Consider the following 22,301-nt stretch of genomic DNA (forward strand, 5'->3'; position numbering starts at 1 on the left):
GCAAGGCGCGGTTCGCGCCCTGCGGTTGCGTGAAATGGGACAGGGTCAGAACGGCGATTCCGGGAAATAGTATTCCTTGGCATTGGCCTGGGTGATCAGCGGCGCGTCGAGCTTGACAGTGCCGCGGACGGGTGCCTGGCCGATCAGGTTCGCGACGGTCATGTAGATCGCCGTCTTGATCATCGACGGCGGGTACGGCGTCTCGACCGGTGTCATCGCGTCGCCGTCGATCACCTTCTTCACGATGTCCTTCATGCCGTTGCCGCCAAGCGCCAGTTTGATGTCGGTCCGGCCCGACTGCTTTACGGCCTCCAGCACGCCAAGCAGCATGTCGTCGTCATTGGCCCACACCGCATCGATATGCGGATATTTGGCCAAATAGTCCTGCATCAGCTTGAAGGCCTCGTCGCTGTTCCAGTGGGCATACTGAATGTCCAGCACCTTCAGTCCGGTGCCCTTGATCGTGTCCTGGAAGCCTTTGATGCGCTCGTCATCGATGACGGTCGGAATGCCGCGCAGCACGACGAGGTCGCCCTTGCCACCCAGCTTGTCGATCATGAACTTGGCGGTATTGGCGCCCACCGCGATGTTGTCGCCGGCGAGATAGAGGTCCTGGATCGAGGAGTCCGTCAGGCCCCGGTCAACGACGGTGATGAAGGTCCCCGCACCCTTGATGGCCTTGACCGGCTGGGTGAGTTCCTCCGAGCTGTACGGCAGGATGACCAGGGCATCCAGCTTGCGGCTGGCGGACAGATCCTCGAGTGCGCTCACCTGTTCGGCTGCCGACGGCGACGTCTTGACGACCACTTCCACGTCCGGGAAAGCCGCATTGATTTCCTTGGCGGCCTGCTGGGCGTGGTATACGACACCCGCGGTCCAGCCATGGTCGGCCGCCGGTATCGACACCGCGACGACCTTCTTGTCTTGCGCCATGGCCTGTCCGGCCAGGAGCAGCGAGCCAAGGGCGGCAGCCGCGATCCATTTTCTACTCAACATTCTCTTCTCCCATTGGACCTGCAAAAACCGGCTCCCGTGTGGTCCGGACACGGGGCTATTTCGAATTGGAAAACCGCTGGATGAGCATGGCGATGATGATGATGACGCCCTGAACGGCGGCAACGAGGTATTCGGAAACGAAGTCCGACAGCACCATGAGGTTGGCGATCAGCTCCAGGATGACCGCGCCGGCGACCGTTCCCCACACATGACCCTTGCCGCCCCGCAATGCGGTGCCGCCGATCACCACGGCGGTGATCACCTGCAATTCCCAGAGCTGTCCGGTTGTCGGCGTGGCGGCGCCCAGGCGCGGTACGTAGCAGATCGCGGCGATCGCCACGCAGGCGCCCTGGACGATATAGGCAATGGTGCGGGTCTTGATGACCGAGATGCCGGAGTAGCGCGCGACATCCTCATTGGCGCCCACGGCCGCGCATTTGCGCCCGTACTTCATCTTGTAGAGGATGAAGGATGCGACGGCGGCAACCGCGACGGAAATCAGGATCGGGATCGGAATGCCGGCGACCGTGCCGAAATAGACAGGCCGGTAGGCTTCGCGCAGCGACCGGTCGATCGGTATCGTGCCGCCGTCGGTCAGATAGGTGATCAGCGCCCGGAAAATCCCCATCGTGCCGAGCGTCGCGATGAACGGTTCTATCCGCCCCACTGTCACGATCAGCCCGTTGGCCAGCCCGCACAGCAGGCCGACCAGGATTGCCACGACCATCCCGGCGGGAATCGCCCAGAGGCCGGCATGCGGCGCCGCCGCGTTCATGAACATGATGGTGATGCCGGTGACGAAAGCGGCCATCGAGCCGACGGAAAGATCGAGCCCTCCCGACGAGATCACGAACGTCGCACCAACCGCTATGATCGCGATGAAGGCGCTGCGGGTGATCACATTGGCAAGGTTGGTGGCCGAGAGAAAGTCCGGATTGACAAGGAAGCCCGCCACGAGCAGGGCAGCCAATGCCAGGAAGGGCCCGACATCGGTCCAGGTGAGGTTCAGATCGCTGATCCGGCGTGCGGATGGGGATTCGGTCATGACAGCCATTCTGTTCCTCCCTCGGCTTCTGGCCTCGGCTTGGAGCCGCTGGTCGCCAGCAGCGCCACATTGCTTTCAGTCATTTCGGCGCCACTGACCTCACCGGTGACGTGGCCCTCACGCATTACCAGGATGCGATCGCACAGGCCGATCAGTTCCTGCATCTCCGATGAGATGACGATGCAGGCCTTGCCCTTGGCGACCAGCCCGTGGATGAAGGCGTAGATCTGCGCCTTGTTGGCGATGTCGATGCCGCGCGTCGGCTCGTCGATGATGACCACCGACGGGTTGGTCAAAAGAACCTTGGCCAGCAGCAGTTTCTGCTGGTTGCCGCCCGAGAGCTGGGCCGCATTGGCGCCCGGGCTCTTCACCCTGATGTCATAGGTCTCGACGGCCTTTTCCAAGGCCTCCGTTTCGCGGCGGCGGCCCATCGAAAGGCCGGGATGGAACACATCCAGCGCGGACAGCGTCAGATTGGGCGCCAGGCGCTCCTGCAGCAGCAGTCCCTTGCCCTTGCGGTCCTCGGTCAGGTAGCCGACGCCGGCGTCGATCGCGGCGCGCTGCGAATGGAAGTGGACCGGCTTGCCCTCGAGCTCGACCGTCGCGGTTGCCGGACGCAGTCCGGTGATGCCCTCGAACAGTTCGGTCCGGCCGGCGCCAACCATGCCGGCAAAGCCGAGGATCTCGCCCTTGTGAACCGTGAACGATACGTTCTGGGCATAGCCGGCAACGGTGGCGTTCCTGACGCTCAGCATCGGCACATCCGACGGCGCCACCCGCTTTTCAGGATAGAGCGCGGCCAGTTCGCGGCCGACCATCAGGCGCGCCATGTCCATCTGATTGAGGGTCTTGCCTGGATAGGTGCCGACCATCTTGCCGTCGCGCAGCACGGTCACCTTGTCGGCAACACGCTGCACCTCGTCCAGCCTGTGGCTGATATAGAGCACGGCGGTGCCGTGAGCCTTCAGCTGCAGGACAATTTCCAGCAGCCGCTCGACTTCGCCGCCGGTCAGCATGGCGGTCGGTTCGTCGAAGATCACCAGCTTGAAGTCGTCGAGCAACGCGCGGGCGATCTGCACCATCTGCCGGTCGGCCAGCGAGATGTCGCGCACCAGTGCCGTCGGCGATACGAAGCAGCCGATCCCCGCCAGCTTCTCGGCCGCCTGACGCCGCATCGTCCGGTCATCCACGAAGGGGCCGCGCGAAAGCTCGCGCCCGAGAAACAGATTGTCCGCCAACGTCAGCGCCTCGGCGAGCAGGATTTCCTGATGCACCAGCGCGATGCCGGCATCCTGTGCCTGGCTGGGCTTGGTGAACCTCACCGGCTGGCCATTCATCGACAAGGTGCCGGCCGTAGGCTCGATATAGCCGGACAGCAGCCGCATCAATGTCGACTTGCCGGCGCCGTTCTCGCCGATGATGGCGTGGATCTCGCCGGGCAGGACGTCGAGCACGACATCCGACAGGACCGTCACCGGGCCGTATTGTTTCGACAGGCGCTCGGCCCGCAGCACCGGTTCGACGGCGCCCGGCACGCCACCAAAAGGCAACGTGCCTCCTCCCTCTCCGGCGATGTTGGCGGCAATGGACATCAGTTCCGATCTCAATCGAAGGCCGGAAGCAAGCGATCGCGCGAATGCTCGATATGGATGCGCATCGCCTTTTGGGCGGCATCGGGATCGGCGGCGCCGAACGCGGCGAGGATCGCCTCGTGTTCGTCGAGCGCCTCCTCGGTCACGCGGGCATGATACATCAAGCGAAAGATATGGAAGTGGGTGTGCTGGTGGCTCAACGTCTGCCGGATGAGTTCGTTTTCGGAAAACTCCATGATCTTGTCGTGGAAGATCGCGTCCTGCCGGGCGAAATTCGAATAACGCAGGCGCTCGTCCTTGCCTTCGCGCCGTGACATCACGCCGGCCGCTTCCAGCAAGATGTTGAGCTTGGCTTCGTCCATGGCAGCGGCGGCTTTCGCCGCGGCATGCGGCTCAAGCAGAAGGCGCATCTCGTACAATTCGTCGAAGCGGCGCCGCGTGATTTGCGGTGCCGCGCGATAGCCGATCAGGTGCGTCTTGAGCACAAGGCCTTCGCCTTCGAGGCGGCCGAGCGCCTCGCGGATCGGGGTGTGCGAGACGTTGAATTCCTTGACCAGGCTGTCGACGGTGATGCGCGAACCCGGCGCGATCTTCAGCGCCATCAACTGCGCGAAGATCGCTTCGTAGACATCCTCGACCAGGCTGTTGGAGCGCTGGATGCGACCGCCGAGGGCGGTGGTTTCGGTCGTGTCGGTCGGGTTCGCGATCTGCATCTTTTTACCTCTTGACAGTGTGGACTGCTAACACGATGCTCCAGCAGATGCAATCCTATATCCTATACGATTTTAAAGCGGATATGTTTTTCGGGTCGTTACATGGGTGCTGTAGGGGCGACCAGGCGCCGTTGCGGACAGATGGCGGATCCGTCGCGATAACCCCTCCAGTTTAGCCGCCGTCAAAGGACAAAAGATCATCATGAGCCTCTTCGCCGCCCTCCGGCTTCCGCGTGAAATCCTTTTCGGGAAAGGCCAGCGCCATGCGCTGCCGACAGTCGCCGGCAGGTTCGGCCGGCGCGCCCTGGTCTGTACCGACGAGCGTTTCGCCGGCACGGCGGTGTTCGCGGAAATCGTCAAATCGCTCGAGGACGCCTCGATCGAGGTGCTGGTGCATGACCGCGTGCTTCCCGACGTGCCGCGCGACAGTGTCGGCATTTGCGTCGACGAGGCCAGGAAATTCCGACCCGAGATGGTGATCGGCATCGGCGGCGGCAGTTGCCTCGACTTCGCCAAATGCGCCGGCTTGCTGCTCAGCCATGGCGGCAAACTCCAGGACTATTATGGGGAGTTCAAGGTGCCCGGCCCGACGTTGCCGCTGATCGCGGTGCCCACCACGGCGGGTACAGGCTCCGAGGTGACGCCCGTCGCGGTGATCTCCGATCCCGACCGGACGCTCAAGGTCGGCATATCGAGCCCCTATCTGATCGCGGCGGTTGCCTTGTGCGACCCGGAACTGACGATGACCTGCCCCCCTGCCCTGACCGCGATAGCCGGCGCCGATGCATTGACCCATGCGATCGAGGCCTTCACCGCGAAACAGCGCGGTGAAGATCCAAGCCTGCCGCAACAGCATGTCTTCATCGGCAAGACGGCGCTGACAGACCATTTCGCCCTGCTGGCCATAAAACTGCTGGGCCGCAGCCTGGAGAAAGCCTGCGCCGACGGCACCGATGCCGATGCGCGCGCCGATGTGATGATGGGCGCGCTGGCGGCGGGCTGCGCGTTCGGTACCGCCGGAACGGCGGCGGCGCATGCCGTGCAATACCCGGCCGGCGCCCTCACCCACACCGCGCACGGATTGGGCGTGGCGACGATGATGCCTTACGTCATGACCTATAACAGCCGCGTGGTCGCCGCCGAAATGGCCGAGATCGGCGGGGCGCTTGGCCTCGAGGCCAAGGGACGGAGCGTCGAGGAGATGGCGGACGCCACCATCAAGGAAATCCGGCGGTTATTCACGGCGATCGGCATCACGCCGACGCTGGCCGACCTCGGCCTTCCCGCCGACAAGCTCGACTGGACCGCCGATCAGGCGCTCGGCATCGACCGCCTGATCAAGAACAACCCGCGCTCCTTCGATCTCGTCGCCATGCGACGCCTGGTTCAGGCAGCCCATGACGGCGACCTCGCAGCCTGCGCCATGTGATCCACGGAACAAGATAATGAACCTTCCTCCCAATGCGCTGCGGATCGACCAGGACGGCTATGACGTTCGCGGCTTCTCGCACGGACTTTACATCGACGGCAGATGGCGACCATCTTCCGATGGCCGGGTCATTGACGTCGTCGATCCCTCGTCGGGGTCTGTGATTGCAGCGGTCCCCGACGCGACGCTTGAGGATGCCTTGGCCGCCGTCGATGCGGCTGGCAAGGCGGCGACGGCATGGCGGGAGACGGCGCCACGCAAGCGCTCGGAAATCCTCAGGCGCTGTTTCGAACTCATGGTCGAACGGTCGGAAACGCTTGCCATGCTGATCTCGCTGGAGAACGGCAAGGCTCTGCGCGACGCGCGCGGCGAGGTTGCGTACGCCGCCGAGTTCTTCCGCTGGAACGCGGAAGAAGCGGTTCGCATCACCGGCGAGTTCGGCACAGCGCCGTCCGGCACCAACCGCATCGTGGTCGACTACGAGCCGATCGGCATTTGCGTGCTGATCACGCCCTGGAATTTTCCTGCCGCGATGGCGACACGAAAGATCGCGCCGGCATTGGCCGCCGGTTGCACGGTGATCCTGAAGCCGGCCAGCGAAACGCCGCTGACGGCCTATGCGCTGGCCGCGCTCTACAACGAGGCCGGCGTCCCGGCGGGCGTCGTCAACGTGCTCACCACGACCAGTCCCGGTCCGCTGACATCGGCCATGCTGGCCGATCCGCGGGTCAGGAAGCTTTCTTTCACCGGTTCGACAGGCGTCGGACGAAGCCTGCTTGGCGAAGCCGCCAGGCATGTGGTCTCCTGCTCGATGGAACTCGGCGGCAATGCACCCTTCGTCGTCTTCGACGATGCCGACCTCGATGCCGCGCTCGACGGCGCCATGATCGCAAAGATGCGCAATGCCGGCGAGGCCTGTACGGCCGCCAATCGCATCTATGTTCAGTCGGGCATCCATGACGCATTCGCCGACGGCCTTCGCAAGCGCATGGCAGCTCTCAAGGTCGGACCAGGCATGAGCGCGGATACCGAGTGCGGACCGATGATCACCAGAAAGGCGGTCGACAAGATCGACCGCCTGGTCAAGGACGCCGTGGCCCGGGGAGCCAAGGTGCTTTGCGGCGGCTCGATCCCGGAAGAGGAAGGCTTCTTTTACCCGCCGACGGTCCTGTCGCAGGTTTCGCCCGACGCCGACATGGCGCATGAGGAGATTTTCGGGCCGGTAGCGCCCATCACGCGATTCGAGACCGAGGCCGAAGCCATCATGCACGCCAACAACACGGAATACGGTCTTGCCGCCTACATCTATACGCGCGATGTAGGCCGGGGATTGCGTGTGGCATCGAGGATCGAGGCCGGCATGATCGGCCTCAACCGGGGGCTGATGTCGGACCCCGCGGCACCCTTCGGCGGCGTCAAGCAGAGCGGCCTGGGTCGCGAGGGCGGCCAGCATCACGGCATCGCCGAGTTCATGGAGGCGAAGTACATCGCCGTGACCTTCTGATCATGCAGAAAGATCCCTTCCGCACCCGCGACCACGTCGCCGACTTCGACGACATCGTGGCCGATATCGTGGCGCGCAGCGCTGCCACCCGGGCGACGCTGCCCATGGTGGCTGATGTCGCCTATGGCAACAGCGCGGCCGAGAGGCTCGACCTGTTCTTTCCGCCGGGCGGGCGCAAGAATCTGCCGGTTCATATTTTCATCCACGGCGGCTACTGGCGCATGTTTTCAAGGAGCGACCATTCCTATGTGGCGGAGACAGTCACCAAAGCCGGTGCGATCGCGGTCATCGTCGATTATGCGCTGATGCCCGGGGTCAGGATGGCGGCGATCGTGGAACAGGTCCGGCGCGCCAAACAATGGGTGCTGGACAACGTCGTCGACCATGGCGGCGATCCCGGCCGGATAAGCGTCAGCGGCCATTCGGCCGGTGCGCACCTGGCCACATTCCTCTTCGAAAAGGCGCCAATGCCATCATGCGTCCGAGCGGCGCTGCTGCTGGGCGGCCTCTACGACCTGAAGCCCCTGCAGAAATCCTTCCTCGAGCCGCTGATCGGCATCACCGACGAGGAGACTGCCGCCTTCACGCCAATGACCCGCTTGCACGACCCCAAGACGGCAGTGACCATTCTCGTCGGGGACCATGAAACGCCGCCCTTCCACCAGCAAGCGGCCGACTTCGGAGCGCTCCTGCGCGCCCGGGGGCACAGTGTGCGCGATCTCCGCCTGAATGACCGGAACCACATGAACAGCTTGCGGGATCTGGGCATCATCGGCACACAGGCTGGGGACTGCCTGATGCAGACGATTGAAGCAACCCTCGCCTAGCGCCCAGCGAAACAGCTTTGCTCTCATTGGCCATTCAGCGGATTCGATTTGCTTGGTGATCCCCCACCCTTAGGGCAAACTCCCTGCCGGGGCTGCAGGAGGTGAAATGAGAGCACGCGCAGCAACGCTCGGGGATCTCGAGGATGTCTTTCATGGCCTGTCCAAGCGGATGTCGGAGGAGTACGCGGCGGCCGGCAAGGACAGCAAGATCGCCTACGACAATCTGATGATGAATTTGAAGGAAGGCCGGGCGCACGCGCTGGTCGAGGGCGAGAAGGCCGTGGCGATCATCGCCTGGCATGAGAACAGCGACGCCGCCGATACGCTGTTTGCCGCCCAGGAGGACTTCTTCCGCCCCTCGACGGTGCGCTTCTGCAAGCGGCATATCAGGCACATCCAGGCGCTCGCCGGCAACCTTCCCATCCACTCGCGCAGCTGGCTGCAGGGGCCTGATGTCGCCCGATGGTTCGGCATTATCGGCTATGTCGAGCGCGGCCGGGAGAATGGCGCCAACCTGTTCGAACTGCCGCCGGCTCGTGCCGCATAGAGCGGTGGATGGCTTGCTGGCCTGCGCAAAGAGTTGGAGCTCTTCGCCGTTTCCATGACACGGTGAAACGTTCTAGCGCCCGAATATGGCGTTCATCAGCGGCAGCCTGAAGCGGCCACCCGAAGGACGTCGGGCGGCCTCTTTCGCAATCCCGCGGCGCTTCTCCTGCGCGATGGACTCCAACTCCCGGAACAATCCAGCGTCATAGAACCGAAAGGCCTCGACCTTTCGGAACGCCTTGACGCCGGCATTCGAGATCCACTCCTCGCCGCCTTGCTTGGTGACGACGACGTGGGTTTCGTTCTTCACAATGCGCGCCAGGCGCTTTTCATCGGGTTTCTCTCCCGGCGCAAAGAACGGGATGACCTTCCTCAAGGTCCCTTGCGGGTCGGACACAAAATCTTCGTACTCCACCAGCAGACGCTCGAATTTAACCCGGCTGTCCACCCACTTTGCCATGAAGCCAGCCCATCCATCGGCTCGGATGAGCGCGAATTCCTTAAAGCTTTCCTTGGTGTCCGCGCCGCCGTCGAGGAGATACAGTTCAAAGTCCGAGACCGTTGCAGGCATGAACGACCGATGCTGGACCAGATAAGGAACATCCGGCAGGATCCGCCCCGATAGATCGAAATCATGGTTCTTCGAGAATTTGACCCCCGGCCGGATGCACGGAAAGGTGCGGCAACAATCAGGATTATCAGAGGGATAAAACAGGCAGTAATTGAAATCGTTGCCGAAATAGCTCAGGGCGAGCCGATGCATCAGGTGATGTCCACTGCGCGGCCAGCTTATGCCGGCGACGTATCTGATTTTCACTTTGGACGATCCTCGAGTCAGCCCTCTTTTGATATCGATTAGCTAGCGGGCGAACCGGGAGAAGTCTACCGACTTTGACGGGTACCAACCGACATTCAGAGCCGCCTTACGGACTGCCCCAGCAAGCGGCTTGCGCAGGGCAACGATTGGCGGGATGTTACTGGACGGGCAACCGGGGCCAAACCGGCAGGCCGAGATCGATATGGCTGCTGGAAAATGTCGCGAGCTTGCTTTGCCTTTCTTGCCTTTGTCGTCTTGCTGACGCCGGTTGAGGCAAGCGAGCGCATGTCTCATCTGCTTGACCGCTCCAACTTGCCGATCGCCTATTTTCGCGAACCAGATCTTGTGACCGCATACACGACTGCAATGGCGCGCTTCCGTTTGCAGTTCACAGGGCGTCCCGGCGAAACCAATCTTGCGGTCTCTCTCGAACCATCGCTTTTGCGGGCGGAGTTCCGTGCGCGGACATGGCGCTCTGCGGACGGCAGCTTGTTGCAAGGCTTCGCCGGCAAGGGGGGCTTCCGATTGACTATCGGTAACTGCCTGGCGCGCATCTGCGCCGCCAGCGAATGCAGCGACGCCGGTTGGCCGGTTTACGCCTGCAGCGACGGACGCAAGCGCAAGATGTCCGTCACGGATTTTGTGACGGCAAGCTTCGATGGCGTCCCCTATCGTCGATTGAGCGCTTCCCCTTCACAGGAATAATAGCGCGAGGTGCCTACCGAGGCAGGCGGTCGGCAAAGGCGGTATTCCTTTCCCTCACCGCAAATGCCGCCTGCACCGCACGGTTGACCGTTACGGGCAGGATCGACATGTGGTTTTCGCCGGCGTGCAGTTCGAAGCTGGCGCGTAGCCCGGGCAGCGCGCCGAGGCGCTCGGCCATCGCCCGCGCGAATTCGTCGGTGCGTATAATTTTCTTCTGCTGCAGGCGCTTTTCCTCGTCCTCCGCGCCGATTTGGAACGGCGCCAGCTTTTCTGTCTCATACTCGCCGGCCGACAGGATCACATCCGCCGTTAGGCCATCAGGGACGGCCACCTCGAAGTCTTCGAGAAAACGGTCGATGGCGCGATCCTCCCAATAGATGGCGGGGCTGGCGGCGATGAATGTCCCGAACGCGCGCGGGCGGGTGAACAGAGCGTAGAGCGCGAACAGGCCGCCGAAGGAATGGCCGTAAAGCGCCTGGCGCGTCTCGTCGATCCTGGTCCGGCCGGCGACCCACGGCTTCAGCTCATCCTCGATGAAGGCCAGGAAATCCCTTGCCCCGCCGGTCCTGACTTCAGGCGTGCCCTCATAGAAGGGCGGATAGGACTTGCCCGGCGGCGGGCCGAGGTCCCACGAGCGGCGCAGCGGGTCATAGGCGCCATCGACCGGATAGCCGATGGCGACGATGACGCCCCAACCGACATTGGTGCCTAAGGGATAGAAAGCCTGCGCGCGCATGGCGTCGACCGCCGTGCCGATGACGGCGTTGCCGTCGGTCATATAGAGCACCGGCCAGCCGGCCTTGGGCGCCGGTCCGGACGGCACGTGGATGAAGACCCGCCAGGGGTCGCCACCCACATTCGCACCAAGATCATGGACAGTGGTGTCGGCGATCAACGCGGGCGATGCGTTCGGCGGGGCGGTCATGACTATCTCCGGGGCAAAACTCAGCGGCGCCGTAACAGCCACATCAGCACCGGCCCGCCGATCAGCGTGGCGACGATGCCGGCCGGGATCTGGCGCGGGAAGATGGCGGTACGGCCGATCCAGTCGGCGCAAACCATGATCAGTGCACCGGCGAGCACCGCGCCGACGGCTTGCGGCAGCGCGCGCGACAGGCCGAGGCGGCGGGCAAGGTGCGGCGCCATCAGGCCGATGAAGGTCAGCGGCCCGACCACAAGTGTCGAAGCGGCGGTGAGTGCTGCCACCATCAAAAGCACCAGAAGCCGCGTTGCCCGCAGATTGACGCCGAGGCTTTGCACCGCGGCCGATCCGAGCGGCAGCATGTCTAGCCAGCGCATGTAGAGCGGAGCGAGCAGGAACAGGCAGAGGGCAGTCGACGAGGTCAAAAGCGCCGAGTTCGCGTCGACGCCATAGGTCGAACCGGTGAGCCAATTGAGCAGAAGCATGGCGCGCGGGTCGCCCGTGGCGGTGAGCACCAGGATCAACGCGTCGAACAGGGCCGTCAGCGCGACGCCGGCAAGCAGCAGCCGTTCCGGCGCATAGGCGGCGCGCCTGCCGATGGCCAGCGTCACCAGTAAGGCGGCGAAAGCGCCGATGGTGGCGGCTGCAGTCTGCGCGGGACGGCCGGCATCGGACAGCGAAAACAGCGCCACCATCATGCCGAGCGCGGCACCGGCGCTGATGCCGAGCACTTCTGGGCTGGCCATCGGATTGCCGGTCAGCCGCTGCATCATCAGTCCGGCCAGCGCCAGCATGGCGCCGGCGGCCAGTGCGGCACATACGCGAGGCAGCCGCCAGGACAATAAGGGTTGCAGCTGGTCGCCGGATGCGAACGTCCAGCCATGCGGCCCTGGCGCGTAGAGCAGGGCCAGCCCGACGAGCAGAAGCAGGAGGCCGCCGATCGCCGCCAGCACCAGACCAGTATTATGGACGCGCGGCAGCTGCTGCGACCCGAATACCGGCGTTTCCAGGCCGAGCGCCAGGCGCGGCAGCAGCCACAGCAGCAGCGGCGCGCCGAGAAGTGCTGTCATCGCGCCGGTCGGCAACAAGTCGCCTTGCGGTCCGGTCGCGACCTGCACGCCCTGGTCGGCCGCCCACAGCAAGGCGCCGCCGATGAGCGGCGCCATTACCAATTGCTGGCCGAGCCGCCGGGCGCCGCCGATACGGGCAAGGGTCGCGGCGGCGAGGCCGACGAAACCGATGACGCCGACGGCAGCGACGACAAAGGCAATCAGCGCGACCGCTGCCGCCAGTCCAGCGAAGCGATAGGCGCCGAGCGGCACGCCGAGGCTGCGCGCGCCTTCATCATCGAGGCCGAGCAAGGTCAGCGGCCGCACCATCAGGCCGATCAGCAGCGCGGCGGCGCCCAGGCGCGGCAGGAGCCACAGTGTCGTCGACCAGTCCTGCTGGCCGAGCGACCCGGCGCCCCAGATGAACAGGCTGGCCAGCCATTCATGCCGCAACACTACCAGGGCGGCACCGATGGCGCCGGCATAGAGGCTGACGACAAGCCCGGCGAGCACCACCGAAAGCGGCGACAGGCCCTTGTGCCAGGACAGCGCGAAGACCGCGGCAAGGGCGGTGAAAGCGCCCGCAAGCGCCACCCATTCGCGGCCGAAGGCAAGCAGCGACGGCGCAAGCAGCGTCGCCAGCGCCAGCGCCAGATAGGCGCCGGCCGAGACGCCGACGGTTTCGGGCGCGGCAAGCGGGTTGCGCAGAACCTGCTGCAGCACCGTGCCAGCCAGACCGAGGGCGGCGCCGCAGAGAAGGCTGACCGCAAGTCTGGGCAGGAAGGCGTAGTGGACGAGCACCTGCCGCATATCGTCGATATCAGGGCTTGCAAGCGCGTCGAGCCAAAGCGCCGGCGGCAACTGCACTGTCATGTTGGAGACGGTCGCGACGGCGGCGGCACCCAGAAGCACGACGCAAAGCAGGATCGCGCCCAGGGGATATCTGTCTGATAGGCGAGCCGTCGACCGACGATCGGAGGCGAGGCTGGCGTCGTCGGACAGGCTTGCTTGCTGCTCAGCCACCGGCGCGCTCCGCCGTCAGCGCCTGGGCCAGCAGCCGGGCAAAGCGGCTCGCCGAAGGCAGAGTGCCGAACATCAGCACCGGGGGCAGGCGCATGATCGAGCGGTTGCGCACGAAAGGCATGGCGCTCCAGACCGGGCTTTCGATCAGCGTGCCACCCGCCCCTTCGGGCAAGGGTTCGAGATAGGCAAGGCGGGCATCATCAGACGTCGCCAGCCCGTCGATGCCGACGGTTGCAAATCCCCAGTAATTGGTCTCGCCGGTCCAGGCGTTGCGGATGCCGATGCGGTCGAACACCGCCTGAAACAGACTTTTTTCGCCATAGACGCGCACATTGCGCGGGTCGAGGAAGCTGACGACGTAGATCGGCCGCGCCGAAAGCGGCTCCAGCCTCTGCCTGACATCAGAGAAATAGGCCTGCGTCGCGGCGACCAGCGCCTCGCCCTCGCTTTCCTTGCCGACCAGTGCCGCGAGCTGCCGGGTCGCCTCGATGGCGCGCCGATAGGGCTGGCCGTCCGGCGTGTAGATGCCGATCGTCGTCACCGGCGCGACGCGCTCGAGCAGCGGCTTGATGCCGTCGAGATAGGGGATGGAGAGGATGATGTCGGGGCGAAGCTGCTGCAGGAATTCGAGATTGGGCTCCAGGATCGTGCCGATATCGGCAATTTCGGGCGGCAGCTTCGGCTCGACCACCCACTTCTCCCAGACCTCGCGGTCGGCGACGGCGACCGGCGTGACGCCGAGCATGAGCAAGGTCTCCGCCAGCCCGTCGTCGAGGCAGACGATGCGCAACGGCTTCGCCCCGGCTGCTCGTGGCATGAATGCGGCCAAAGGCAGCCCGAACAGCGCCAGCGCGCCGCGCCGCGTCATCCAACCGCCGGAGCGATTGGCCGGCTCTGCTGGGGTGATCTCGTGATCTGTTTCCAATTTGGCGTGCCTGTCTGCGGACTCCGGCCTCGATCGGCCTATGCCGGTTGACTATGAAACATGACTTTCATAGTCAACATTTAAGATGTACGCGGGAGTCAACAATCGGGCTGACCCACGTCTGGCGCTGCGACTCCCCGCCGCAGCCGCAAGGCGTGCTGGCGCTGAATTGATCGGCGAACACGGTCCAAATAGAATAGGATGGTCGCGCGCCATCCGAGCGCGGATGCTTGTTGCATTCGAGCCGGTGGCCGAAAAACCGGTGACAAGCGCCGCCGGAACGTGTTGAAGATGACGGCCGACGCGGTGAGGGGCGTGCGATCGGGTTGCACTCGGCAAGTGTTGATGGTTTGTTGCCGGTCTGCGGAGAATGAGTGATGCGAGAATCGATCGGTCAAGACGAATATGGGTCGGCGAACCCCTTCGATCCGGACGACCTGCCCAATCTGAATGCGATCGGGCCAGGGATCGGCAACAATGATTTCGAGAAATACGCGGTCGCCGTGATCATTGTGTTCGGTGCCCTGATCATCGGCGGGCTGATGGCCGCGTCGATGACCTTCGGTCATCGCAACGGGTTCCTCTTTGCGCTTGGCGGCGCCACCTCGGCCTGGATTTCCGGAAACGCGCTTCTGCTCGACCGGCCGCGCATCTATGCGCTGTTCGTCGGCATCGCCGCCCTGATGCTGATCGCATCAACCGTCACATTGATTACCTGACGGCCGTCGCCGGGCCGTGAACCGGCGCCTGTCCAAGAGACCCGGCATTCAATATCCGAGCGCCTCGCCCGAGGCCGCGCGGCTGTCGATGGCGCCATTGTAGCGCGCGCCGCCGCCCTTCTCGATCTCCGCCAGGCTCTTGCCACCAACGAGAATGCCGGCCGCCTGCCCCCAGGTCTGGTCACTCAAATCGAGATGATAACCCATGCCGGCCAGTAGTCTTTCGGTGTCCAGCGACAGGCCGAACGGCTCGACATAGACCTTATCGGGCAGCCATTGATGATGGATGCGCGGCGCGTCGATCGCCTCCTGGATGTTCATGCCGTGGTCGATGACGTTGACGATCGCTTCCAGCGTGATGGTGATGATGCGCGAGCCGCCGGGGCTGCCGATGACCATGAACGGCTTGCCGTCCTTGGCCACGATGGTCGGGCTCATCGATGACAAAGGCGTCTTCTTCGGCTGGATGGCGTTGGCCTCGCCCTGGACCAGACCGTAGAGGTTGGGCACACCGGGTTTCTGGGTGAAATCGTCCATCTCGTTGTTGAGCAGGATGCCGGTACCGTCGGCAACGACGCCGGCGCCGAAGGAGCCGTTCAGCGTATAGGTCACCGCGACCGCGTTGCCGTCCTTGTCGATGATCGAATAATGCGTCGTCTCCTTCGACTCGCCAAAGCCTTTCGGCATCAGATCCTGTGATACGCCGGCCCGAAACGGGTCGATCTTGTCGCGGATATCCTTGGCATAGGCTTTATCAAGCAGCTTCGAGACCGGATTGTCGACGAAATCAGGATCGCCGAGCGCCGAGTTACGGTCGACATAGGCATGGCGCATCGCCTCGACCATGACATGCACCGTCTCGGCCGAGCCGATGCCGAGATAGGACAGCGGGTAGCCTTCCAGCACGTTGAGGATTTCGCAGATGATGACGCCGCCGGAACTGGGCGGCGGCGACGAGGTGATCTCATAGCCGCGATAGGAGCAGGTCACCGGCTTCAGTTCGCGCACCGCATATTGCTCGAAATCGGCCTTGGCCAGGATGCCGCCCTTGGCGCCGCTCGCCTTGACGATCGCGTCGGCGATGGCGCCCTTGTAGAAGGCCTCGGGGCCTTTGTCGGAAATCGCCGAGAGCGAGGCGGCAAGGTCTGGCTGGGCGAGCCGCTCGCCGATGCCATAGGGCTTGCCGTCGGGTTTCAGGAAGGCTGCAGCCGCCGCCGGGTCCTTCGCCAACCTTTCAGCGCTGCCGGCGAATGAGGCGGCATCGCCCTGAGTGAGGATGAACCCGTCCTTGGCATAGGTGATCGCCGGCGCCATCAGATCCTGCCTGGACAGCGTGCCGTATTTCTCGCGCGCCATTTCGAGACCGGCCACCGAGCCCGGCACGCCGACGGCGAGATAGCCGTCGAGGCTGGCGCCCTTCACCGGATTGCCGTCCTTGTCGAGATACATGGTCTTGGTCGCCGCCAGCGGCGCTCGCTCGCGAAAGTCGAGGAAGGTCGATTTGCCATCGGCGAAACGGATGGTCATGAAGCCGCCGCCGCCGATGTTGCCGGCATTGGGGTAGACGACGGCCAGCGCGTAGCCGACGGCGACCGCCGCATCGACGGCATTGCCACCCTTCTTCAAGACCTCGACGCCGACTTCCGAGGCCAGATACTGAGCCGTGACCACCATGCCGTGCTCGCCCTTGGCCGGCGCGGGCGACGCGGCGAAGACGCTGGTCAACGGCGCGAGGACGAAGGTGACGGAAAGACTGGCGGCGATCAGTGTCCGACGGGTGACGTGCATGGCGGGTTCTCCTGGCGCGGATGCCTAGAAGAACCCGTTGCAGTGGCCGAGTCCACCATCAACGGTGGGCCAGACGCATCAATTCAGATGTCAGGCGTGTCAGACAATTCCGCCCGATCCGCCGGCGACAGCCGGGCGCTCGGCCGCGACCTTGGCGCGGTAGCCTGCCGCCCGGTAGGCGGCGACCGGATCGATGGCGCCGCCGGTGTTCAGCCGTGCCATGGCCAGGATCGGCTCGACATCGGTGCGGTAGGCGCTTTTGAGCGTCTGCGTCGCCATCAGCGCGTCGTTGGCCTCCTGGAAACCTTCCAGCGCCTTGCGGTCGACCAGCAGCGCCTGTGCATAAGCGCGCTGCACCTCGACCGCCGACAGCATCAGGCTTTCGATCGGATCGGTGACGTTGTGGCTCTGGTCGAGCATGTGGGCGGGATCGAACCCCTCGGCGCCGGACAGTTCGGCATCGACGAGTTCGTTGAAGACCAGGAACAGCCGGTAAGGATCGATCGAACCGGCGTCGAGATCGTCGTCGCCATATTTCGAATCGTTGAAGTGGAAGCCGCCGAGCTTCTTGAACTGGATCAACCGCGAGACGATCATCTCGATGTTGACGTTGGGCGCGTGGTGGCCGAGGTCGACGAGACAGAACGCCTTGTCGCCCAATTCCTTTGATATGAGGTAGTTGGTGCCCCAATCCTGCACGACCGTGGAATAGAAGGCCGGCTCGTACATCTTGTGTTCGGTGAACAGCTTCCAGTCGGCGGGCAGCCCGGCATAGACCTCCTTCATGGCGTCGAGATAGCGCTCGAACGCCTTGGCGAAATTGACCTGGCCGGGAAAGTTCGAGCCGTCGCCGATCCACACCGTCAGCGCCTTGGAGCCGAGCGTCTTGCCGATCTCGATGCATTCGAGATTGTGCTCGACCGCCTGACGACGTGTGCCGGCATCGGCATGCGACAGCGAGCCGAATTTGTAGGAGAGTTTCTGGTCCCTGGCGTCGGAGAAGGTGTTGGAATTCATCGCATCGAAGCCGAGGCCGAAGCGCGAGGCCGCCTGCTTCAGCCGGTTCGGATCCGCCTTGTCCCATGGAATGTGCAGCGAGACGGTCGGCGTCGCCTGCGTCAACTGGCTGATGACGGCGCAATCCTCGATCTTGTCGAAGATGTCGCGCGGTTCGCCGGCGCCGGGAAAGCGGGCAAAGCGCGTGCCGCCGGTGCCGACGCCCCAGGAGGGGATGGCAACGGCGAATTTCTCGACCTTGCCGCGGATGGCGTCGATGGCGATGCCGCGACGGTCCAGGCGTTCGCCAAGCGAGGCATAGTCGCGCTCGAGGTCGGGCTTGCGGGCGGCGTTGTGGCTGGCGACGACGTCGGCGGAGATGATGGTTTCGGACAAACTGCTATTCCTCCCAATATGTTCGGGCCGCTGCCCCTCACCGCCTGCCGGCCCTTCTCCCCGTATAGTGACGGGGAGAAGGGCGAAGCGTCTATCGCGTAAAGCTCTGTGCGTTGCCGGCGTCGACGTTGATGATGTTGCCGGTCGATTTGGCCGACATGTCGGAAGCGAAGAAATAGATCGCTTCGGCGATGTCTTCCGGAAAGACCGAGCGCTTCAGCATCGAGCGCGAGCGGTAATGCTCCTCCAGATCGTCGGTCGACATCTTGTAGGCGGCGGCGCGCTGTTCCTTCCACTCGCCAGTCCAGATTTTTGAGCCGCGCAGCACCGCGTCCGGATTGACGACATTGACCCTGATCTGGGCTTCCGCGCCTTCCAGCGCCAGACAGCGGGCGAGATGGATCTCCGCGGCCTTTGCGGTGCAGTAGGCGGCGGCGTTGGGCGAAGCGGCAAGGCCGTTCTTGGAAGCGACAAAGACGACATTGCCGCCGATCTTCTGCACCCTGAACAGCCGAAAGGCTTCCCGCGAGACCAGGAAGTAGCCGGTCGACAATATGTCCATGTTCTTGTTCCACAGCGCCAGTGTCGTCTCCTCGATCGGCGCCGAGGAGGCGAGACCGGCATTCGACACCAGAATGTCGATGCCGCCGAACTCGACCGCCGTCTCGGCAAAACCGGCAACGACCTGATCCTCCGAGGTGACGTTGATGACCACAGGGCGGACGAAATCCTTGCCATAGGCCTTGGCCAGTTCCTCATTGGCGCTGGCGAGCGCTGTTTCATCGATGTCGGCCAGCACGACGCAGGCGCCTTCGCGCAGCAGGCGGTTGGCGGTCGCCCGGCCAATGCCACCGGCGCCACCGGTGACCAACGCGATCTGGCCGGCGAGCGACTTCGGCTTCGGCATGCGCTGCAGCTTCAGATCCTCGAGCAGCCAGTATTCGATGTCGAAAGCTTCCTGCGCCGGCAGGCCGACATAGGACGAGACGGTCGAGGCGCCGCGCATTACGTTGATGGCGTTGACATAGAATTCGCCCGAGATGCGCGCCGTCGCCTTGTCGCCGGCGAAGGTGAACATGCCGACGCCGGGCATCAGATAGACCACGGCGTTGGGGTCGCGGATGGCCGGCGAGTCCGGATGCTTGCAGCTGTCGTAATAGGCCTGGTAGCCGACGCGGTATTCGGCGATGTCGTCGGCGAGGCGCGCGATGACCGCATCGACATCAGGCTTTGCCGGATCGAACTCGATGACCAGCGGCCGGATCTTGGTGCGCAGGAAATGGTCGGGGCATGAGGTGCCGAGTGCCGCCAGCGGACGCAGATCCCTAGAGTTGACGAATTCGAGCACGGCGGCGGAGTCGTCGAAATGGCCGAGCTTGTGGCTCTTTTCCGAGATCAGGCCGCGGATTTTCGGCATCAGTTTCGCAGCGATGGCACGTCGTTGCTTGACATCGAGCGACTTGACCACTTCGCCGCCGAAAATGGCGAGGCCCTCGGAGCGGCGCTCGAACCACTCGATCGCCTGGTTGATCACCGAGATCGTCGTCTCGTAGCACTCCTTGGGCGTGTCGCCCCAGGTGAACAGGCCGTGGCTTTCCAGAATGACACCCTTGGCGGCGGGATTTTCCGTGCAGAATTTCTCCAGCCACAGGCCAAGCTCGAAGCCCGGCCGCTTCCACGGCAGCCAGCCAATGGCGTCGCCGAAGATCTCGTTGGTCAGCGCTTTGGAATCCTTCGCGGCGGCAATCGCGATGATGGCATCGGGATGCATGTGGTCGACAAAAGGCCTGGGCACATAGGCGTGAAGCGGCGTGTCGATCGAGGCCGCGCGCGGGTTGAGATTGAACGTGCAGTGGGGCAGATATCCCACCATCTCGTCCTCATGCTCGACGCCGCGATAAAGGCCCTTCAGCGCCCGCAACTTGTCCATGTAGAGCGTGGCGAAGCCGTCGAGCTTGATGGAGGCGCTGTCGCCGCCGGAGCCCTTGACCCACAGCACTTCGACGGTCTCGCCGCTGAGCGGGTCCTTCTGCCAAATCTTGGAGGAGGTGTTGCCACCGCCATAGTTGGTGACGCGCTTGTCGGAACCCAGCGTGTTCGAGCGATAGACCAGAAGCTCGGGATCGCTCATCCCCTTGGCTTTCGCATCATCCCACAGATTGGCAAGGCGCGAGCCGGAGCGCTTGTCGAGCATAGGTATCCTCCCTGGGACGCAAAAAACCGCGGTCCGTTTTGCCAGGAATGTCTACGCACGCAGGCTGATTGTCAATCACAAACGATCAAGATCAATCATATTGCACTGCACAATGAAATTACATGATCGGAAATGATTGACACTGCTTGTTTTGAGTGCCTAGATGGCCAGGCAGGGAGGAACCATGCACGAAAAAGAGCGCCACAGGATCATTCTGTCCGCCGTCCAGGAAAAGCCTGTGGTGACGGTGCAGGAGATGGTCGACCTGACGGAGTCGTCCGAGGCGACGATCCGGCGCGATATCGCGGCTCTCCATGTCCAGAAGCGCCTGCGCCGGGTGCGCGGCGGCGCCGAGGCAATCTCGCCGCCGCAGTTCATCGGCCTGGCCGGCCGGCCGTTTTCCGTCAACGAAACGATCAACGCTTCGCAAAAGCGGGCGATCGCCCGCGAAGCGGTCGAGCTCTGTGGAGATGGCGAGCCGATCATCATCAATGGCGGCACCACCACCTTCCAGATGGTGCATTTCCTGACCGGTCGCCGCATGCCGATCTTCACCAATTCATTCCCCATCGCCGAGCATCTGCTCAAGCACTCCAAGAACACGGTGATGCTGTCGGGCGGCACCATCTATCGCGAGCAGAACATCATCCTGTCGCCCTTCGACAATGACGTGACTCGCAATTTCTACGCGCGCCGGATGTTCATGGGCGCGCAGGGACTGGGACCGCTTGGCCTGATGGAAGGCGACCCGCTGTTGATCCAGGCGGAGCAGAAACTGATCGACCAGGCCGACGAGCTGGTGGTGCTGGTCGATTCCTCGAAATTCCGCAAACGCTCCAGCCTGATCCTGTGCGGCCTGTCGCGCATCGCCACCGTCATCACCGATGACGGCATCGAGGATCGCGAAGCCAAGATGTTGGAGACCGCGGGCGTGACGCTGATCGTCGCCCGCAAATCGGCGAAGGAAGAATCTTCGCTGCAGGCCTGAGACGCCCGCAGCGGCGATGGAAATGCAACGCTCAAGGGAGGATATACGATGAGTTTTCTGAAGAAATTGATGGTGACGGCCGCGTTCTCGGCCGCCATGTTCGTGAATGCCGCCTATGCCGAGAACGTCAAGATCGCACTGGTGGTGAAGTCGCTCGGCAACGGCTTCTTCGACGCCGCCAACAAGGGCGCCGAAGAGGCGGCCAAGGAACTCGGCGATGTCGACATCATCTACACCGGCCCGACCAAGGCGACCGCCGAAGCGCAGATCGAAGTGGTCAATTCGCTGATCGCGCAAAAGGTCAACGCCATCGCCATTTCGGCCAATGACGCCGACGCACTGGTGCCGGTGCTGAAGAAGGCCATGGAGCGCGGCATCACCGTGATCTCCTGGGATTCCGGCGTCGCCAAGGAAGGCCGCCAGCTTCATCTCAACCCGTCCGACACCGGCCTGATCGGCGAGACCATCATCAAGCTTGCCGCCGACTATCTGCCGGAAGGCGGCGATGTCGCCATCCTGTCGGCCTCCTCGACCGCGACCAACCAGAACGCCTGGATCGACGCGGCCAAGAAGGTGCTGCCGGAGAAGTTCCCCAAGATCAAGCTGGTCGCCACCGTCTATGGCGATGACGATTCGGCCAAGAGCACCGACGAAGCCAAGGGCCTGCTGAAGTCCTACCCGAACCTCAAGGCGATCATCGCGCCGACCACCGTCGGCGTCGTTGCCGCGGCCCAGGTGGTCACCGACGAGAACCTGATCGGCAAGGTCAATGTCACGGGCCTTGCGCTGCCTTCCGAGTTCAAGAAGTTCATCGACAACGGTGCTTCACAGGCCGTGGCTCTTTGGAACCCGATCGACCTCGGCTACTCCGCCGTCTACCTCGCCCACGACCTGGCGGTGAAGAAGGAAGAGGCCAAGCCCGGTGCGACGCTGTCGATCGGCCGCGTCGGCAAGGTCACGCTCGACGACTCGAACTCGGCTGCGATGGCTCCGCCCTTCCAGTTCGACAAGACCAACATCGAGAAATTCTCCAAGATCTATTGATCTGAGACCCGCTCAAGCTGTCGCGGCGGGGCTCACGTCCCGCCGCGACTTTAAACGGACCTTGTTTCAGGGCTTGATACTGA

19 protein-coding genes are annotated in these 22,301 nt (G+C 63.6%); 8 read left to right on the forward strand and 11 right to left on the reverse strand.

What is annotated here, in order from left to right:
- Positions 1–45: 45 nt before the first annotated feature.
- Genes JG746_RS33535 through JG746_RS33550 form a run of 4 tightly spaced genes read right to left on the reverse strand, consistent with a single transcriptional unit; the run spans position 46 to position 4,346 of the window.
- Positions 46–996, reverse strand: coding sequence for a substrate-binding domain-containing protein (locus JG746_RS33535; RefSeq protein WP_202356216.1), 951 nt, complete (start codon positions 994–996; stop codon positions 46–48).
- Positions 997–1,051: 55 nt separating this feature from the next.
- The gene (locus tag JG746_RS33540; RefSeq protein ID WP_202356217.1) at positions 1,052–2,050 is read right to left on the reverse strand and encodes an ABC transporter permease; all 999 of its coding nucleotides are present in this window, start codon (positions 2,048–2,050) and stop codon (positions 1,052–1,054) included.
- Complete coding sequence (locus tag JG746_RS33545) at positions 2,038–3,633, reverse strand: sugar ABC transporter ATP-binding protein (RefSeq protein ID WP_202356218.1); 1,596 nt, start codon at positions 3,631–3,633, stop codon at positions 2,038–2,040. The genes JG746_RS33540 and JG746_RS33545 overlap by 13 nt, the downstream gene beginning before the upstream one ends.
- An 11-nt stretch (positions 3,634–3,644) precedes the next feature.
- A complete protein-coding gene (locus JG746_RS33550) occupies positions 3,645–4,346 on the reverse strand; it encodes a GntR family transcriptional regulator (protein WP_202356219.1) in 702 nt (233 codons plus the stop codon).
- Between the two features lie 202 nt (positions 4,347–4,548).
- On the opposite strand from JG746_RS33550, the gene JG746_RS33555 reads away from it, so the two are divergent.
- The 4 genes from JG746_RS33555 (at position 4,549) to JG746_RS33570 (ending at position 8,653) form a co-directional block, all read left to right on the forward strand.
- Positions 4,549–5,775, forward strand: coding sequence for an iron-containing alcohol dehydrogenase (locus JG746_RS33555; RefSeq protein ID WP_202356220.1), 1,227 nt, complete (start codon positions 4,549–4,551; stop codon positions 5,773–5,775).
- Between the two features lie 16 nt (positions 5,776–5,791).
- Complete coding sequence (locus tag JG746_RS33560) at positions 5,792–7,279, forward strand: NAD-dependent succinate-semialdehyde dehydrogenase (RefSeq protein WP_202356221.1); 1,488 nt, start codon at positions 5,792–5,794, stop codon at positions 7,277–7,279.
- A gap of 2 nt (positions 7,280–7,281) precedes the next feature.
- Positions 7,282–8,106 carry an alpha/beta hydrolase gene (locus JG746_RS33565; protein ID WP_202356222.1) on the forward strand — a complete coding sequence of 275 codons (825 nt, stop codon included), beginning with the start codon at positions 7,282–7,284 and terminating at the stop codon, positions 8,104–8,106.
- Positions 8,107–8,212: 106 nt separating this feature from the next.
- On the forward strand, positions 8,213–8,653 hold the full coding sequence (locus JG746_RS33570) for a hypothetical protein (protein WP_202356223.1): 441 nt from the start codon (positions 8,213–8,215) through the stop codon (positions 8,651–8,653).
- A 72-nt stretch (positions 8,654–8,725) separates the two neighbouring features.
- Here JG746_RS33570 and JG746_RS33575 read toward each other — a convergent pair whose 3' ends face one another.
- Positions 8,726–9,469 carry a hypothetical protein gene (locus JG746_RS33575; RefSeq protein ID WP_202356224.1) on the reverse strand — a complete coding sequence of 248 codons (744 nt, stop codon included), beginning with the start codon at positions 9,467–9,469 and terminating at the stop codon, positions 8,726–8,728.
- Between the two features lie 285 nt (positions 9,470–9,754).
- On the opposite strand from JG746_RS33575, the gene JG746_RS33580 reads away from it, so the two are divergent.
- Positions 9,755–10,174 carry a hypothetical protein gene (locus JG746_RS33580; protein WP_202356225.1) on the forward strand — a complete coding sequence of 140 codons (420 nt, stop codon included), beginning with the start codon at positions 9,755–9,757 and terminating at the stop codon, positions 10,172–10,174.
- Between the two features lie 13 nt (positions 10,175–10,187).
- On the opposite strand, the gene JG746_RS33585 is transcribed toward JG746_RS33580, so the two are convergent.
- From JG746_RS33585 to JG746_RS33595, 3 genes are read right to left on the reverse strand one after another with little or no spacing between them, the layout of a single operon-like run.
- Entirely contained in the window at positions 10,188–11,099 is a 912-nt protein-coding gene (locus JG746_RS33585) for an alpha/beta hydrolase (protein WP_202356226.1), read from the reverse strand.
- A 20-nt stretch (positions 11,100–11,119) separates the two neighbouring features.
- On the reverse strand, positions 11,120–13,168 hold the full coding sequence (gene fhuB, locus JG746_RS33590; protein WP_202356227.1) for a Fe(3+)-hydroxamate ABC transporter permease FhuB: 2,049 nt from the start codon (positions 13,166–13,168) through the stop codon (positions 11,120–11,122).
- On the reverse strand, positions 13,161–14,036 hold the full coding sequence (locus JG746_RS33595) for an ABC transporter substrate-binding protein (protein ID WP_202359552.1): 876 nt from the start codon (positions 14,034–14,036) through the stop codon (positions 13,161–13,163). Before JG746_RS33595 ends, fhuB begins: the two co-directional genes overlap by 8 nt.
- Before the next feature lie 434 nt (positions 14,037–14,470).
- Here JG746_RS33595 and JG746_RS33600 point away from each other — a divergent pair, with 434 nt between their 5' ends.
- Positions 14,471–14,812 (forward strand): hypothetical protein, encoded by a 342-nt coding sequence (locus tag JG746_RS33600; RefSeq protein WP_244730617.1) that lies wholly within the window; start codon positions 14,471–14,473, stop codon positions 14,810–14,812.
- 48 nt (positions 14,813–14,860) lie between these two features.
- On the opposite strand, the gene ggt is transcribed toward JG746_RS33600, so the two are convergent.
- The 3 genes from ggt to JG746_RS33615 form a co-directional block, all read right to left on the reverse strand.
- Positions 14,861–16,600, reverse strand: coding sequence for a gamma-glutamyltransferase (gene ggt / locus JG746_RS33605; RefSeq protein WP_202356228.1), 1,740 nt, complete (start codon positions 16,598–16,600; stop codon positions 14,861–14,863).
- A 99-nt stretch (positions 16,601–16,699) separates the two neighbouring features.
- Positions 16,700–17,992, reverse strand: coding sequence for an L-rhamnose catabolism isomerase (gene rhaI, locus JG746_RS33610; protein WP_202356229.1), 1,293 nt, complete (start codon positions 17,990–17,992; stop codon positions 16,700–16,702).
- 91 nt (positions 17,993–18,083) lie between these two features.
- Positions 18,084–20,186: a bifunctional rhamnulose-1-phosphate aldolase/short-chain dehydrogenase gene (locus tag JG746_RS33615; protein WP_202356230.1), complete on the reverse strand. Its 2,103-nt coding sequence runs from the start codon at positions 20,184–20,186 to the stop codon at positions 18,084–18,086.
- Between the two features lie 184 nt (positions 20,187–20,370).
- Here JG746_RS33615 and JG746_RS33620 point away from each other — a divergent pair, with 184 nt between their 5' ends.
- Positions 20,371–21,174 (forward strand): DeoR/GlpR family DNA-binding transcription regulator, encoded by an 804-nt coding sequence (locus tag JG746_RS33620; RefSeq protein WP_013897232.1) that lies wholly within the window; start codon positions 20,371–20,373, stop codon positions 21,172–21,174.
- 48 nt (positions 21,175–21,222) lie between these two features.
- On the forward strand, positions 21,223–22,218 hold the full coding sequence (rhaS, locus tag JG746_RS33625; protein ID WP_115144808.1) for a rhamnose ABC transporter substrate-binding protein: 996 nt from the start codon (positions 21,223–21,225) through the stop codon (positions 22,216–22,218).
- Positions 22,219–22,301: the final 83 nt, after the last annotated feature.

Source organism: Mesorhizobium sp. 113-3-3 (genome assembly GCF_016756495.1).
Lineage (GTDB): Bacteria > Pseudomonadota > Alphaproteobacteria > Rhizobiales > Rhizobiaceae > Mesorhizobium.

Coding starts and splice junctions, on each gene's coding strand:
- JG746_RS33535 (WP_202356216.1), bottom strand. CDS start 996: ATGTTGAGTAGAAAATGGATCGCGGCTGCCGCCCTTGGCTCGCTGCTC.
- JG746_RS33570 (WP_202356223.1), top strand. CDS start 8,213: ATGAGAGCACGCGCAGCAACGCTCGGGGATCTCGAGGATGTCTTTCAT.
- ggt (WP_202356228.1), bottom strand. CDS start 16,600: ATGCACGTCACCCGTCGGACACTGATCGCCGCCAGTCTTTCCGTCACC.
- JG746_RS33550 (WP_202356219.1), bottom strand. CDS start 4,346: ATGCAGATCGCGAACCCGACCGACACGACCGAAACCACCGCCCTCGGC.
- JG746_RS33600 (WP_244730617.1), top strand. CDS start 14,471: ATGCGAGAATCGATCGGTCAAGACGAATATGGGTCGGCGAACCCCTTC.
- JG746_RS33595 (WP_202359552.1), bottom strand. CDS start 14,036: ATGACGCGGCGCGGCGCGCTGGCGCTGTTCGGGCTGCCTTTGGCCGCA.
- JG746_RS33555 (WP_202356220.1), top strand. CDS start 4,549: ATGAGCCTCTTCGCCGCCCTCCGGCTTCCGCGTGAAATCCTTTTCGGG.
- JG746_RS33540 (WP_202356217.1), bottom strand. CDS start 2,050: ATGGCTGTCATGACCGAATCCCCATCCGCACGCCGGATCAGCGATCTG.
- JG746_RS33585 (WP_202356226.1), bottom strand. CDS start 11,099: ATGACCGCCCCGCCGAACGCATCGCCCGCGTTGATCGCCGACACCACT.
- rhaS (WP_115144808.1), top strand. CDS start 21,223: ATGAGTTTTCTGAAGAAATTGATGGTGACGGCCGCGTTCTCGGCCGCC.
- JG746_RS33545 (WP_202356218.1), bottom strand. CDS start 3,633: ATGTCCATTGCCGCCAACATCGCCGGAGAGGGAGGAGGCACGTTGCCT.
- JG746_RS33565 (WP_202356222.1), top strand. CDS start 7,282: ATGCAGAAAGATCCCTTCCGCACCCGCGACCACGTCGCCGACTTCGAC.
- JG746_RS33615 (WP_202356230.1), bottom strand. CDS start 20,186: ATGCTCGACAAGCGCTCCGGCTCGCGCCTTGCCAATCTGTGGGATGAT.
- JG746_RS33620 (WP_013897232.1), top strand. CDS start 20,371: ATGCACGAAAAAGAGCGCCACAGGATCATTCTGTCCGCCGTCCAGGAA.
- JG746_RS33560 (WP_202356221.1), top strand. CDS start 5,792: ATGAACCTTCCTCCCAATGCGCTGCGGATCGACCAGGACGGCTATGAC.
- JG746_RS33580 (WP_202356225.1), top strand. CDS start 9,755: ATGTCTCATCTGCTTGACCGCTCCAACTTGCCGATCGCCTATTTTCGC.